The 13,868-nt window shown below is 41.1% G+C and carries 12 protein-coding genes; 4 read left to right on the forward strand and 8 right to left on the reverse strand.

Annotated features, from left to right (window positions below):
- Positions 1-32: 32 nt before the first annotated feature.
- The 3 genes from rpmG to V7K84_RS24600 all read left to right on the forward strand — a co-directional run bounded on the left by rpmG (position 33) and on the right by V7K84_RS24600 (position 2,651).
- The gene (rpmG, locus tag V7K84_RS24590; RefSeq protein ID WP_069069844.1) at positions 33-227 is read left to right on the forward strand and encodes a 50S ribosomal protein L33; all 195 of its coding nucleotides are present in this window, start codon (positions 33-35) and stop codon (positions 225-227) included.
- Between the two features lie 2 nt (positions 228-229).
- Complete coding sequence (rpsR, locus tag V7K84_RS24595) at positions 230-445, forward strand: 30S ribosomal protein S18 (protein WP_012411240.1); 216 nt, start codon at positions 230-232, stop codon at positions 443-445.
- 145 nt (positions 446-590) lie between these two features.
- Complete coding sequence (locus V7K84_RS24600) at positions 591-2,651, forward strand: ribonuclease catalytic domain-containing protein (protein ID WP_334841895.1); 2,061 nt, start codon at positions 591-593, stop codon at positions 2,649-2,651.
- A 367-nt stretch (positions 2,652-3,018) separates the two neighbouring features.
- Here V7K84_RS24600 and V7K84_RS24605 read toward each other — a convergent pair whose 3' ends face one another.
- From V7K84_RS24605 to V7K84_RS24620, 4 genes are all read right to left on the reverse strand, one after another.
- Positions 3,019-4,617 (reverse strand): B12-binding domain-containing radical SAM protein, encoded by a 1,599-nt coding sequence (locus tag V7K84_RS24605; RefSeq protein WP_334841897.1) that lies wholly within the window; start codon positions 4,615-4,617, stop codon positions 3,019-3,021.
- Positions 4,618-4,865: 248 nt separating this feature from the next.
- Positions 4,866-5,825 (reverse strand): NAD-dependent epimerase/dehydratase family protein, encoded by a 960-nt coding sequence (locus V7K84_RS24610; RefSeq protein ID WP_334841898.1) that lies wholly within the window; start codon positions 5,823-5,825, stop codon positions 4,866-4,868.
- Positions 5,826-5,990: 165 nt separating this feature from the next.
- The gene (gene hemE, locus V7K84_RS24615) at positions 5,991-7,052 is read right to left on the reverse strand and encodes a uroporphyrinogen decarboxylase (RefSeq protein WP_334841899.1); all 1,062 of its coding nucleotides are present in this window, start codon (positions 7,050-7,052) and stop codon (positions 5,991-5,993) included.
- Between the two features lie 354 nt (positions 7,053-7,406).
- Positions 7,407-8,090, reverse strand: coding sequence for an Npun_F0296 family exosortase-dependent surface protein (locus V7K84_RS24620; protein ID WP_334841901.1), 684 nt, complete (start codon positions 8,088-8,090; stop codon positions 7,407-7,409).
- Positions 8,091-8,745: 655 nt separating this feature from the next.
- Between V7K84_RS24620 and V7K84_RS24625 the strand changes: the two genes are divergently transcribed.
- Positions 8,746-9,483, forward strand: coding sequence for a hypothetical protein (locus tag V7K84_RS24625; RefSeq protein WP_334841902.1), 738 nt, complete (start codon positions 8,746-8,748; stop codon positions 9,481-9,483).
- 33 nt (positions 9,484-9,516) lie between these two features.
- Here V7K84_RS24625 and V7K84_RS24630 read toward each other — a convergent pair whose 3' ends face one another.
- The 4 genes from V7K84_RS24630 to V7K84_RS24645 all read right to left on the reverse strand — a co-directional run bounded on the left by V7K84_RS24630 (position 9,517) and on the right by V7K84_RS24645 (position 13,853).
- On the reverse strand, positions 9,517-10,836 hold the full coding sequence (locus V7K84_RS24630; protein ID WP_334841904.1) for an ABC transporter substrate-binding protein: 1,320 nt from the start codon (positions 10,834-10,836) through the stop codon (positions 9,517-9,519).
- 50 nt (positions 10,837-10,886) lie between these two features.
- On the reverse strand, positions 10,887-12,053 hold the full coding sequence (locus V7K84_RS24635) for a glycosyltransferase (RefSeq protein WP_334841906.1): 1,167 nt from the start codon (positions 12,051-12,053) through the stop codon (positions 10,887-10,889).
- Positions 12,054-12,189: 136 nt separating this feature from the next.
- Positions 12,190-12,843: a glycosyltransferase family 2 protein gene (locus V7K84_RS24640; RefSeq protein ID WP_334841907.1), complete on the reverse strand. Its 654-nt coding sequence runs from the start codon at positions 12,841-12,843 to the stop codon at positions 12,190-12,192.
- 107 nt (positions 12,844-12,950) lie between these two features.
- On the reverse strand, positions 12,951-13,853 hold the full coding sequence (locus V7K84_RS24645; RefSeq protein WP_334841909.1) for a S66 peptidase family protein: 903 nt from the start codon (positions 13,851-13,853) through the stop codon (positions 12,951-12,953).
- Positions 13,854-13,868: the final 15 nt, after the last annotated feature.

The raw sequence follows: 13,868 nt of genomic DNA on the forward strand, positions 1-13,868 counted from the left end.
AATTCTCTTCAGGCTTCACTGTTTGTAAGATTATGGCTAAGAGTAAAGGTGCCCGCATTATTATCACACTAGAGTGTACTGAGTGCCGGACAAATCCAGATAAGCGTTCTGCTGGTGTTAACCGTTATACCAGTACTAAGAATCGTCGCAACACCACCAACAGGCTAGAACTGAAAAAGTTCTGCACCCACTGCAACAAACATACCGTTCACAAGGAAATTAAGTAGAGATGAGTTATTTCCGTCGTCGCCTGTCTCCGATCAAGCCAGGAGAACCAATCGATTATAAAGATGTTGATTTATTGCGTAAGTTTGTCACCGAGCGGGGAAAGATACTGCCACGTCGGATTACCGGGCTTACGTCTCAGCAACAGCGAGAGTTGACATTAGCAATTAAGCGATCGCGGATTGTGGCTTTGTTGCCATTTATCAATGCGGAAGGCTAAAAAGAGGAGAGACGCGATTAATCGCGTCTGTACAGGAGAGACGCGATTAATCGCGTCTTTACAGGAGTTAAGAATCAAAACTCCTAACTCCTAACTCCTAACTTAAAACTATTTAAACTGTTCACCAAATTAGAGTGCGAGAGTTGTGGAGAAGGGGACGCTAGTTGAATTTAGGGTTCAAGGCGATCGCCGTCTGGGCATCGTAGAACGTCCAGACGGTAAAACCCGCTGGTTTGTGGTAGACGAACGTGGTCAATCCCACAGCCTCGCGCCTAGACAAATAACCTATACAGTTACCGGACAGACTTACAAGGCTTCTGAGATTGCCAGCTTTTTGGAGCAGATCGAGCCTTATTTAGACCCATCTAGTTTAGAAGTGGCTTGGGAATTACTGGTTGAAGATGGCGAAACAGTTACCCCAGACCAAATGGCGAATCTGCTATTTTCAGAATCAGCCGCGCCTCCTCGTTACGCCGCCTATTGCTTGTTATCAGACGACAAACTTTATTTCAAGCAAAAAGGAGACGCTTACGAGCCGAGAACTGCTGCTCAAGTGGCAGAACGCAAGCACCAACTGGAAGTAGAGGCACTAAAAGCTAAAGGACAGCAGGAATTTTTAACTCGCGTAGAGCAGGCGCTCAAAGGTGAAGCAGTAGAGTGGCAGCGCCACGATCGCCAGCGCTTAGAAGGACTAGAAAAATACGCAGCGCTAATAGCTGACACGGTGCGGACAGGGGTTAATTATGACTCCTTGGCTCGCGCTTATCCGCCCAGCGCTCCAGTATTAGAAACTATGACCATGCTGGGACGGCCCACAACGCCCCAAGGGGCTTTTCAACTATTAGTAGATTTGGGTTGCTGGAGTCCTTATGAAAACTTGTTCCTGCGTCGTTCTTCAATTCCGATTCAATTTCCTCATAAGGTATTAGAAGTGGCGCAACAGCGTTTGGATTTCCCGCCGATTGACTCAGATACAAACCGCCTCGATCTGACTCACCTGAAGGTGTACACCATTGATGATGAAACTACCACAGAGATCGACGATGGTCTAAGTTGGGAAGTACTACCCGATGGACGGGAGCGCCTGTGGGTGCATATCGCCGATCCTACTAGATGGTTGGTACCGGAAGATGAATTAGATTTGGAAGCCAGAAAGCGCGGTAGTACAGTCTATTTACCGACGGGAATGATTCCCATGTTTCCAGAGGTGTTGGCAACTGGGCCAATGAGTCTGATCCAGGGAAAGGTTTGTTGCGCCCTAAGTTTTGGAATTATTTTGGGTACAACTGGGGGAGTAGAAGATTACAGCATTCATACCAGCTTCATTAAGCCGACTTATCGCCTCACCTACGAAGATGTAGATGAAATGCTGCAATTGCGGGTACAAGCAGAACCGGAAATTGCTGCGATCGCAATTTGGGCACAGCGGCGCAGAGCTTGGCGTTACGCCCAAGGGGCAATTAGCATCACCATGCCCGAAGCAACGATCAAAGTCAAAGGTGAGGAGATCCACATCGATATTTTGGACGATTCCCCATCGCGGCAACTGGTAGCAGAAATGATGATTGTTGCCGGTGAAGTTGCGGCTCGTTATGGTAAAACTCATAACATACCTTTGCCTTTTCGCGGTCAACCGCAACCAGAATTACCTCCAGATGAGGAATTGCTTTTACTTCCAGCCGGATTCGTTCGTGCTTGCGCCATGCGTCGCTGTATGCCCAAGAGTGAAATGAGCATTACGCCTTTGCGTCATGCTGGTTTGGGCTTGGATACTTACACTCAAGCAACCTCTCCCATCCGCCGCTACAGTGACTTACTCACTCACTTTCAAATTAAAGCCCATTTGCGGGGTGAAGTTTTGCCATTTTCCGCAGATCAACTTAAAGAAGTGATGATGACTGTCACCAGCATCACCCAAGAGGTGACGATGGTGGAACGACAAACTAATAGATATTATGCTTTAGAGTATTTACGCCGTCATCCAGAGGAAACTTGGGATGTGACAGTGTTGATGTGGTTGCGAGAAGACAGCAACTTAGCCCTAATTTTGTTAGAAGATTTGGGCTTGCAGTTGCCAATGGCTTTCAAACGTTCTGTGAACTTAGGCGAACAGATAGTGGTGAAAGTTAGCCACGCCGATCCACAAAAAGATATGATCCAGTTCCAAGAAATAATTTATCAAGAAGCCCAAACAGCGGCGAATTAACTAATTTGTCATTTGTCATTTGTCATTTGTCATTTGTCATTTGTCATTTGTCATTAGTAATAATCGCTACAGGCTAGTATTATCAATTACGAATTATTTTAGCCTTGGTTCAATTGCTTTCGGTTACTATATAGAGTAAAAAGCGGCAGAGTTAATTTTTCAAATAACTGGGATTGGAAAAGCAAAATAAAAAAAGAACCGCATACTCCTAGGGAGAAGCAAGCTACGCGCAGCGTCTCGTTAGAGAAGGACACAAAGAAAGAAGAGGTTAAAAGGGTTTGGCGCAGCCTCACAAAGAAATGGTGTTAGAACAAAATCCCCGATTTATCAAAGAAATCGGGGATTTGCAGTTTGCAATTTACCACCCTTAACTAACTACTGCTTCAGCTTTTTCCTCAGCTTTTTCTTTAACTAGAACATAAGGGGTTTCTGCACCTTGTGCTAAATATTCAGCTAGCTGACTTTCAATTTGATCGCGCACAATTTGGCGATACTCTAGAAAATGCTCGTTGTGGGCGCAAGCTGCGATGTAATGTTCAATAACTCCAGGATTCCGCTTGAGAATGCTGAACAAATGATGCCAGAATTTCCAACGGGTTTCCCGTTTGATTCCTTGTCGCCAAATCACAATTAGCAACGCTTTTATAACTATCCACTCTGGCATTTTCGCAGGGGCTTTCCAAGTCGGCAAGCCCATCATCAAGAAGCAGCGATAGGTGCGATCTAAGTACTGTACTGGGTCGTATAAAGTACAAAATGCCTCAATATATTCTCTAGCAAGTTCTTCTAGAGGACGGGTGGGTAGGAAGTTCATCAATGTTGTTTGGTTGATGTTTCCGTCTTGATTTTCCCGTAATCGCCCTTCCTTTTTCAGACGATGCCAAAGTGCAGTATTAGGTAACGCTTGCAACATGGCAAAGGTAGTAGAGGGAATTGCTGCTTGTTCAGCAAAGCGGACAATGCGATCGCCTGCACCGGCTTTTTCGCCATCAAAGCCGATAATAAACCCAGCCATTGGGCGCAATCCCGCTTTGATGATGGTTTCAACTGCCTCAGTTAAAGAACTGCGAGTATTTTGAAACTTCTTGGTCATTTGCAAACTATCCTCATCCGGCGTTTCGATTCCCAAAAACACCGCCGAGAAACCAGACTCAACCATCAACTCCAACATTTCTGAGTCTTGGGCTAAGTCAATTGAAGCTTCAGTGTCAAATCGGAAGGGATATTTGTGTTCTGCCATCCAGACTTTTAACTCTTTCAGCAACAATTTTACATTTCGCTTGTTGCCAATAAAGTTGTCATCCACCATGAATACACCCCGCCGCCAACCCAATTCATAGAGGCAATCTAACTCTGCTAACAGTTGGGCTGGGGTTTTGGTGCGCGGTTTGCGCCCGTAGAGAACAATAATGTCGCAAAATTCGCACTGGAAGGGACACCCGCGCGAAAACTGCACCGACATCATGTCATAAGCGTTCAATTCTAATAAATCAAAGCGGGGTATTGGTGTGCTGGTGACATCAGGTTTTTCTGTGGCGCGGAAAGTGCCAGATGTGTCTCCCCGTTTAATTGCCTCAATAAACATGGGCAGCGTGATTTCCCCTTCATCCAGAATCAGAAAATCTGCGCCAACATTTTCAACTTCGTGAGGTACAGAGGTAGGGTAGGGGCCGCCAACAGCGACTAACTTGCCACGTTTTTTTGCTTCTTGAATTTGGTCAAGTAAATCTTGTTTCTGGACAATCATCGCAGAGAGAATTACTACATCTGCCCATGCCCATTCTGCTTCTGTTGCGGGGCGGATGTTGCGATCGACCAGCTTAAATTCCCATTCTTGGGGCAAAATCGCCGCCACTGTTACTAAACCCAGAGGTGGTAATAAAACCTTGCGATCGACTAACTCCAAGATTTTTTCATAAGACCAAAAGGTTTTGGGAAATATTGGATACACTAACAAGATTCGCATGTAGTATCAATCCTCACACTTTGATTGTTATCCCACTCTAACGAAAATAAAGAGTTATTGACTTTTTATTAAAGTTGTTTTATTTTACCATTGATATTTTTAACTCAAATCAAGGGACTGGAGAGCAGAGAGGAAAGAGGTAATTTTCCATTCTTCACTCATACCCAATGACCCCAGTCGCTCTCTACGAGATGAGGATAATTTTCTGCTAATATTTTCCAAACGTTGTCAAAATCCACAGATTATAATCAATTTTTAGCCTTTTCAACACCACTAATTTTCAAAACATCACTCATAGTTGCACAATAATTTGGCAAGCTAAAACTATCGGGATTGATGAATTTTTCGTATGTAAAATGCCGATAGTTCATGCAAAATCGATCCCAAGCTGCCATCCGAATGCGGAACAGAACAATAATCAAATTAGCTAATGCTATAGATATGGGAATACGAAAGTAAATCTTTTTGCCCAGATAAGTACACACTTCTTTCACTGCTTGATTAGCAGTTAACGGTGCTTGACCTAAAACAAGCCGACGTGGTTGATTATCTTTGGCAGGACGATCGATCAAATATCCCACGACAGTGGCAATATCTCGTCCGTGGATAAAGTGAAAACTGCCATCTGCTTCTAGAAAGCGAATCACATTAATATATTTCGTAACTTCTGGAATGCCAGATGTGAGATGAGAATAGGGTTTATTGCGATCGCCGCCCAATACTAAAGTGGGAAATACTGTGGTAATTTTGGGTGCGATCGCTAATTTTTCTTTTTTCTCTAAGCACTCATATTTAGAACGGATGTAATCTGTCCCAATTTCCCCGGCTTCTTTCAATGGTTGATTGTAGCGATCCAAAACGCTAGCTGTCGAAAAATAAATCACCTGCTGACAACGTTCTGGATCTAGCAGTTCGAGTAATTCTATAGTTTTAACGACATTAATATCAAATGTCTCATCACCACCCCAAGCTGTGGCTGTGAGTACCGCTGTATCAATTGTAGATAGCAAATCGGCAAACTGGCGAATATTTTGCATATCACCTTGTAAAACGTTGATGCCTGAACGTGCCTTGGTATCAACTTGTAGCTTGCTTGGGTTCCTAACTAATAGATACAGTTCGTGATTTGTTTCTTTAATTAAGGCTTCTGTTAAATAATGACCTACACAACCACTTGCACCAGTCACTAAAATCCGTTTCTGGCTCATAGAGAATTTATAAAACGTTAGGAGTTAAAACTAAAGAATTAAGAATAAAGTTAAAAGTTCCGAATCGCAACTGATAACTCTGGAAATTTTAGATTTTGAATTTTGGATTTTAGATTGCAGGAAAAATCTAAAATCTAAAATCTAAAATCTAAAATTGTATGACTCCTAACCCTTAACTCCTGCAAGATTCAATTCCTTTGCGGTTTCAAAGAAGAAAGCAACATTTTCTTCTGGAGTTTCTGGTAAGACACCGTGGCCGAGATTGAGAATGTGACCCCAATTACCAGCTTTGCGAACGGTATCGAGGATGCGATCGCGGATAAACTGTTTAGAGCCGAATAACACGCCTGGGTCAAGATTTCCTTGAACTTTCATTTGCTTACCCAATCTGGCTCGTGCATCTGCCATATCTACTGCCCAGTCTACACTGACAATATCAGCGCCAGATTGTCCCATTCTTTCCAATACACCCGCGCTACCGCTAACTAGCAAAATTAAAGGTGTATCGGGGTGGGTTTGCTTAACCTGCTGGAAAACTCGCTGCTGATAGGGGAGAGCAAAGGTGTCATAATCTTGAGGACTCAATTGACCCGCCCAAGAATCGAACATTTGGATAACTTGAGCGCCAGAGTCAATTTGATAGCGGGCATAGATCGCGATCGCATCTGCTAATTTAGCTAATAGTTGATGCAATATCGTCGGATCTGAGAATGCCATGTTTTTGATGATGGAATAGGTTTTAGAACCTTTTCCTTCCACTGCATAAGCTGCTAATGTCCACGGCGCACCCACAAAGCCCAACACCGTTGACTTATCGCCTACTTCCGAACGCAGCGCTTGCAAAATTGTCTTGATAAATGGTAGCGCTGCTTCTGGTTCTAAAGGATGCAAATTATCAATTTGTTCTTGAGTGCGGAGGGGTGAGTGAATGATTGGCCCTTTACCTTCGGCGATGTCCATGTCAATGCCCAAACCAGGTAATGGGGTGACAATATCAGAAAATAAAATTACTCCATCTGGTTGGAAGGCTTTCCACGGTTGCAAGGAAACTTCAATTGCTACATCTGGAATTTCTGAGCGATCGCGAAACGAAGGATACTTCTCTCTTAAGTCTCGATATGCTTTCATATATCGTCCCGCTTGTCGCATCATCCATACAGGGGGACGATCTACTACTTCACCACGAGCAGCCCGTAAGAGATGAGGAGTCGTTGAATAAACACCCATTTATTACTTCATCCTATTTATGCCACTGTTTAGCTTATCATTCTGGGATTACGCTTTTCCAGCAGGTTTTCAGGAAAAGGTGAATAGCAGGGCCTAATAGTAATATTTTATAATATTTTGATTATTGGATATGAGCGATCGGTTGGCTTGACTAGAGTATTAATGCTAGCAAGCGCTACAATTTATTGTTTTTTTGGCTTATCCCATAAAATTATTGCTTTGAGTCCCACGTAGAAATGCACCTCTCACTTCTGCATCAAGGGAATGTGTGAGGAAAACTGCATAACAAAATGTGTCTCTATGTCATGCATAGAGACACATCCTTAAGGATTTTTAACAGGGATCTGGATAAATCTATCCTTTCACTATCGCTTTATGTTGTGAGCGTTTGAAGAGTGACATCATACCACAAGCACCTATTGCTAACACACCTAACATCCCACTAGGTTCAGGAACGCTGGCTAGTCTATAGGCATGGTTATCTGTTTCAAAGGCAACACCATTTGAACGCATCACAACTCGGTCAAATGATTCTCCTGTATCAGCTACAAGATTGATAAACATATTAGCTTCAGAGCTAGTCCAACTACCATTAGCTATAGCAGTTGGCACATCTGCACCACTAAAAGTCTTTAACTTCTGATCGCCTTTGTAAATGTCAACAAAGTTATAATCATCTAATGAACCTGCATAAAAACCGAAGTAATTAACAGCTTCTTTGAACTTAATATTGACCAAACCACTGTCGCCTGCAACATTACTACCTACTGGAGCAATTGTGAGAAATTTGGTGTTATCCCCATAAGGTGAGGCGTATTGACTAGATACGCTACCTTGAACAATGTTACTAGTAATATTAGAGTAAGTAACAAATCCATTAGGATCGTGTGCTGTGCCATCGTCAAAGGTGACAGTTTTCGCATCAGCGTAGCTAGAAAACGGACCACTATTGACTTGCAGAGTTATCGCACTAGCTGGATTCGCACTCATGACCACAGCAGTCATTCCGAGTAAAGCCAAAGAGATTTTTTTCAACATTCTAGTAATAAACTTTGAAGAACACAAAGATAATTAAGACTGAACTTTTCTTGAAACCTAGCTATGAAAAACTGGTTTCATTACTCCAACAAATTAGAAGAAAATCACAAAGATTATTAGGTCTTTATATATGACTATTGTTGGGTAAAACAAGCTCTAAGATGTAAGTTAAGCTTGATGCTTTGTAATCCTATTTTGATTTTTATAACTCGCAAAAGATACGGTATATATACTAAAATATGTTTAAAGATTAAGTGAAGGCTTTTGTGCAATTGTAGTGGACAGGACAAACGCATCTAAATTACTCTCGATCGCAACCAAGCTTAAGAACCAACAAAAAATCACTATTTATCGTTTGATTTAGTTTCCAAGACTTAAAGCGATGTCTACGATGGGCTACTCCTAAATCTTTAGCAAGAAGAATAGGTTAATGAAATTCTATTGAGAATAGACTGTTATTATTGACATAATATTTTCGCCTTGAGGAAGTGGCGAGTGGCGAGTGGGGAATGGAAAATAGGGACTGGTGATTGAGAAATAGAGTAAAACAAGAATCAATATTTAATTGAGAATTGGGCAAACAGGGCATTAGTTAATTCTCACCCTGCTCCCCTATCTCCGCGATCTCCCTATTCCCTCACTCCCTTAACTTCTTATGCAAACTGACTCTAACAGTCCCGATCGTGTTGCATCTACTAATAACGAGCCTCATCCAGGAAAATTTTTGATTCCGCGATCGCAGCGACAGAGGTTCTTTATTCAGTTTACCTTAATGACCCTCATCGGATGGGTTGTGGGTGGCGTTGCTAGTATCGCTTTAGAGAAAATTATTCTCCAAAGTCTCTCGCTTAACATTGCTAATCAACCACAAACATGGAGTATTTTGGTTAGAAGTCTTAGTAACGTTATATTTGCGGTGATTTTCGCTGCCGATCAAGCTCTTGTTATTTACCGATATTTACCGGGTTGGCAGTGGCTATTTGCTACTAGTGTAGGTTGGTTGATTGCCAACGGTGTTTCTACAGCCTGGATTAACTACATTTCAACCATTGCCTCATCATCTTCTGAAGATACTTTGATTTTTGGATTTTTGTCTGCGATCGCATATATAATTTCTGGAATTTGGCTAGGGATTTGCCAATGGCTAGTGTTGAGGCGATATACAGCAGGTATTTGGTGGTGGAATTTTGTACCCTCAATCTCTTTTTTCTGGATTACTATTTTGGTTTGGTTGCTTTTTATTGTGCAAAATTTGATTCCAGAAATCTACCGTACTCCCATACTATATTGGAGTGGACAAGGACTGACAGCAGCGATTTTAGGAGCCATACCAGCAATTGGTTTGTGTACATTGAAAAGAAATTTACATCCCAAGACTGGAGTTTCTTCCTGACTTTTATCGATAGTACCCAATACCCAGTCCCATTTATTTGTCATCCCAAATCAAATCTAAACGCTCTTGTGCTTTCTTAAGGGCTTTTTCAGCAGATTCTCCTAGTACTGTGGCTTCTATAGCTCGACCAAGACTGTCAGAAATACGGCTATATCCAGCAATAATCGGTTGAGAACGTGCCACAGGTAGTTGGTCAAAAAACACTTTTAACACTGGTTTTTTGGTGATAAATTGCTGATAAGCTTTGCTTTGAGCCGATGCGAGGGTAACTGGCAAAAAACCCGTCCCTATACACCATTCAGTTTGGAATTCCTCACTCAAAACATACTCTAAAAATTTGAGTGCTGCTTGCTCTCTTACTGGTGTGGTCTTCATCACAAAAAAATTTCCAGTACCTGTGACTGTAGCAGGTCTGACACCTGCTGGTATGGGTAATACCTGATGATCGACTTCAGATTTTATGATTAAAGTCCAAGGACCTGTGATTTGCATTGCAACACGACCTGTAAGAAAAGCGTCTTCTTCATAACCTCGTTCTGGGGCAGAAAGCAATACAGAACCATCTTTTATCAGGTCTTGCCAAAATTTTAAGGCCGCGATCGCACCCGCATTTGTTAAATTCGGGCGATTATTGATTACAATCTCGCCATCAGCACTATATAAAAACGGCAACCAACTAATCACAGTCCATCCACCTTTTCCTAAAGGCAGTAACATACCATACTGTTCGGGGCGGCCATCCCCATTGCGGTCTATAGTTAATTTTTTGGCAACTTGTCTCAATTCATCCCAAGTTTTGGGTATTTCTGTAATTCCCGCAGCTGCAAAAAGTTTAGGACGGTAAAAAATCCCAATATTACTGGTGTGCATTGGCACTGACCAAATGTGACCATCTAACTGCATTTCTGACAATAAGTTAGGTCTAATATCTGACTTGAGGGGCGATTTATCCAACCAATCTTCTAAAGGTCGAAGTGCCCCTAATTCCACAAATTGACCTGTATATTCAGGGTGGAATGACAGAATATCTGGCGGCACATTCGCAACAACTGATGTTAATATTTTGGGTAAATTAGGTTCCGGCTCGAATATAGATTCCACCTGAATATCAGGATGAATTTGATTAAATTTATCAACTAATTTTTCAAAAATCTCTCGATGTGAAGGTGGATTAATAGCTTGCCAAAGTGTCAGATGAATTACCCCGTTGTCCTTTTGTCTAACTCCCTGACAACTAGATAAAAATATCAGAGATAAACTCAGAATAATTGTTAGAATTGAAAGCCGCTTACCAGATTTTATCAATAAATACCAAAAATCTCTAATTTTGGAAGTTATAAAATTAATATTCATACAAATTTTTTAGATATATAGACCATTTAGCACATTATTCCTAGTTAAACTTATCGAGAAACAACTTGCTGAATTAAACTTTCTAACTGGTTAGCACAGCTAGTTTCACTAAAAAATTGTGCAATTTGCTCAGAGCGATCAATCTTCTGCTGAGGATTTTTTACATGGTCAATTATAGCTTCTGCTAATGCATCAACATCACTCTCTGCTACTATAGTTCCACAATTGAGTACTTCAGAAATCTCACGCGGACCAACTGGACAATCACTAGCAATAAACGTTACCCCATTAGCTACAGCTTCTACAAGAACCATACCAAAGCCTTCCGAATGGGAAGCAAGTATAACTGCTCGACACAGTGAAAAGTAAGCTTTAGGATTGGGGACAGATCCTGCAAAAAGTACGATTTCACGAATACCTAAAGAATTTGCTAAACCTTGCATCTCTACTTCTAAATCACCGTCACCTAGCAAAACTAGTCGGATATTTGAGTAAGTTTCGCTAGCTTTAGCAAATGCTTTAATTAAAGTTTGATGGTCTTTTGGATAATGGAATCTAGCAGCAGATACAAAGGTAATCAGATGAGAGTCGTTTAACCAAGACTCGGCTGTAGAATTGAGAGGTGGATTTTTTGAATCAGGTGTTACTGGATTATAGGATATTGCTATTCGAGGATGATTTAAGCCAAGGTTTAAAAATTTTTTATGAAGAGTCTTGCAAACAAAAACTATTCCACTAGCTTGTTTAATAGCACGCAGATGTATCCAATTATCAATCCTAACATTGAAATCTTGGATGAATGCAGCGATAGGATTTATTTGGCGTTCAATTTTTGATTCCGAAAGATAATCGCTATGAATATAACTAATATATGGAATAGATAAACTTCCAGGCATAAACTTAGATAAATAAAATAGCTTAGTGAGAAATGCACTATGACAAATAATAATATCTGGTTTATGTTCAGCAACGATCTTATCTAATTGTATCGCTACCCAGATTTGATGTATTGCTCCGCCAATATAAAATAAAGTTCCGGCAATTTTCATCACAATGATTATATGGGCTGATTTAAAAGATAATATCCAGCGTGGATCTAAATCAGTCAGGATTACAGTAGAGACTTTATAGCCAGCTTTTACCTGAGAATAAATTAGCGAATCAGCAACTTTTGGTGCTCCACCAATATTATTTAACACTATATGACAAATATGCATACTTGTAGTTAGATGTTACTCACTTTATTAAAATAGACAAACTCAAATTTAGTAATGCAGAATCACAGAAATAATTATACAGTTAGCAGGGGAGCGAAGCAGCAATTTCTGACTTATCTGCTCTATTTGCCTGATTTTATAAATGCTGTTCTAAAACACTTTTAGTAACACTGGTTTCTGCTCTTGTATAAAGATATGTTTCTGGGACAATGACTTTTTGCGTTTTAAAAGTTTTTTCTGCTCGATGCCAAAAGTCTGTGTCTTCTCCATAGTGAATGTTCTCAAAGCCCCCTAAGTCAAAAAATACTTTTCTCTTGCCGAAAAATGTCGGACCTAAAACACATTCTCGCAAATTAATTGTTTTACCTGGCTGAAAATAATCTGCCACAAAAATCTCTTCATCACTGGCAAATCCCCCTTCAATTAAATCAATTTCTGGATGATTTCTCATGTATTCCAGTCGTGATTCTAGATGATTGGGTTTGTAAGCATCATCACTATCGAGAAGTGTAATATATTTGCCAAAGGATGCCTGAATACCAGCATTTTTAGCATAAGCTTGTTTTTTATTTTGATGTTTGAGATATCGGATATGAGAAAATTTCTGGACATAATAATTGACAATTTCAAAGGTATTGTCTTGGCTACCATCATCAACTACAATCAGTTCCCAATCTTTAAATGTTTGATTGATAACACTATTAATGCCATTATCTAAATATTTAGCGCGATTGTAAGTACAGATGACAACCGATATTTCTGGAACTGAATCAAATTTTATTGGACTCATAATAGATTGACACTAAAATTAAGTATTAGTACATTTACCACAGCATTTAGCAGATTATTCTGTAAGTGGATTATGGCTGTTTAACCTTAAACGGATCTGATTTTAACTTAATGTGGATGCGCGATCGCTAATATTCCCGCATCCCCATCTAAAGTTACCTCTACACCCACTGGTAAGGCTGCATTGGGATGATCGTGGCCAAAAGGCAAATCGGAGACAATGGGAATCCCCAAATCGCCCAAGCGATCGCGCAATACTTCTTCTACACTAAAACTAGATATAGTTGGCGGCGCTTCACAGCGAGTAAAACCCCCCAAAGCAATACCGCAGACTTGAGACAAAGCACCACTCAAACGCCACTGTGTCAGCATCCTGTCGATGCGATAAGGTGCTTCTGTAACATCTTCCAGCGCCAGAATTACACCATCCAGATGTGGCAGAATTGGTGTACCCAAAAGGTGAGTAGCTACTGTGAGATTACCTGGTAACAAAGTGCCAGTAACCACACCACCACCCCAACCGCAACCTTTAAGAGGGGTAAAAGAACTACCTTCTACCCAATCAAATAATCGCTTAATAGACCAATCTGACTCATCTGCCAAAGTTGTCATTACAGGGCCGTGAACGCCGGAAATTCCTGCTGTATAAAGACTCCATAATAAAGCTGTGATATCAGAAAAGCCTATAAGCCACTTGGGAAGCGCTGAGTTTGGCCAATTCCAATTTTCTAAGATGCGGGTGCTGCCAAAACCACCTCTGGCACAGAGAATACCACGACAATCAGGATCTTGCCATGCTGCTGCTAGCTGTTGACGACGGGTTTCATCTGTTCCTGCTAGATAACCCCATTTGGCATCTATCTGAGGACTGACTTGTAATTGATAACCACGCGATCGCCAAATTTCTAGACTCTGTTTAAATTCCTCGAATTCTCGCAAAGCACCACTAGGGGCAATTACTCGTAGTAAGTCTCCAGGTTTTAAGGGCGGTGGTAAGATTTTGGCTGGCATGAAACAAGTTAGGAG

This window comes from Nostoc sp., from assembly GCF_036917315.1.
Taxonomy (GTDB): domain Bacteria; phylum Cyanobacteriota; class Cyanobacteriia; order Cyanobacteriales; family Nostocaceae; genus Nostoc.

Coding starts and splice junctions, on each gene's coding strand:
- rpmG (WP_069069844.1), top strand. CDS start 33: ATGGCTAAGAGTAAAGGTGCCCGCATTATTATCACACTAGAGTGTACT.
- rpsR (WP_012411240.1), top strand. CDS start 230: ATGAGTTATTTCCGTCGTCGCCTGTCTCCGATCAAGCCAGGAGAACCA.
- V7K84_RS24605 (WP_334841897.1), bottom strand. CDS start 4,617: ATGCGAATCTTGTTAGTGTATCCAATATTTCCCAAAACCTTTTGGTCT.
- V7K84_RS24610 (WP_334841898.1), bottom strand. CDS start 5,825: ATGAGCCAGAAACGGATTTTAGTGACTGGTGCAAGTGGTTGTGTAGGT.
- hemE (WP_334841899.1), bottom strand. CDS start 7,052: ATGGGTGTTTATTCAACGACTCCTCATCTCTTACGGGCTGCTCGTGGT.
- V7K84_RS24620 (WP_334841901.1), bottom strand. CDS start 8,090: ATGTTGAAAAAAATCTCTTTGGCTTTACTCGGAATGACTGCTGTGGTC.
- V7K84_RS24625 (WP_334841902.1), top strand. CDS start 8,746: ATGCAAACTGACTCTAACAGTCCCGATCGTGTTGCATCTACTAATAAC.
- V7K84_RS24630 (WP_334841904.1), bottom strand. CDS start 10,836: ATGAATATTAATTTTATAACTTCCAAAATTAGAGATTTTTGGTATTTA.
- V7K84_RS24635 (WP_334841906.1), bottom strand. CDS start 12,053: ATGCATATTTGTCATATAGTGTTAAATAATATTGGTGGAGCACCAAAA.
- V7K84_RS24640 (WP_334841907.1), bottom strand. CDS start 12,843: ATGAGTCCAATAAAATTTGATTCAGTTCCAGAAATATCGGTTGTCATC.
- V7K84_RS24645 (WP_334841909.1), bottom strand. CDS start 13,853: ATGCCAGCCAAAATCTTACCACCGCCCTTAAAACCTGGAGACTTACTA.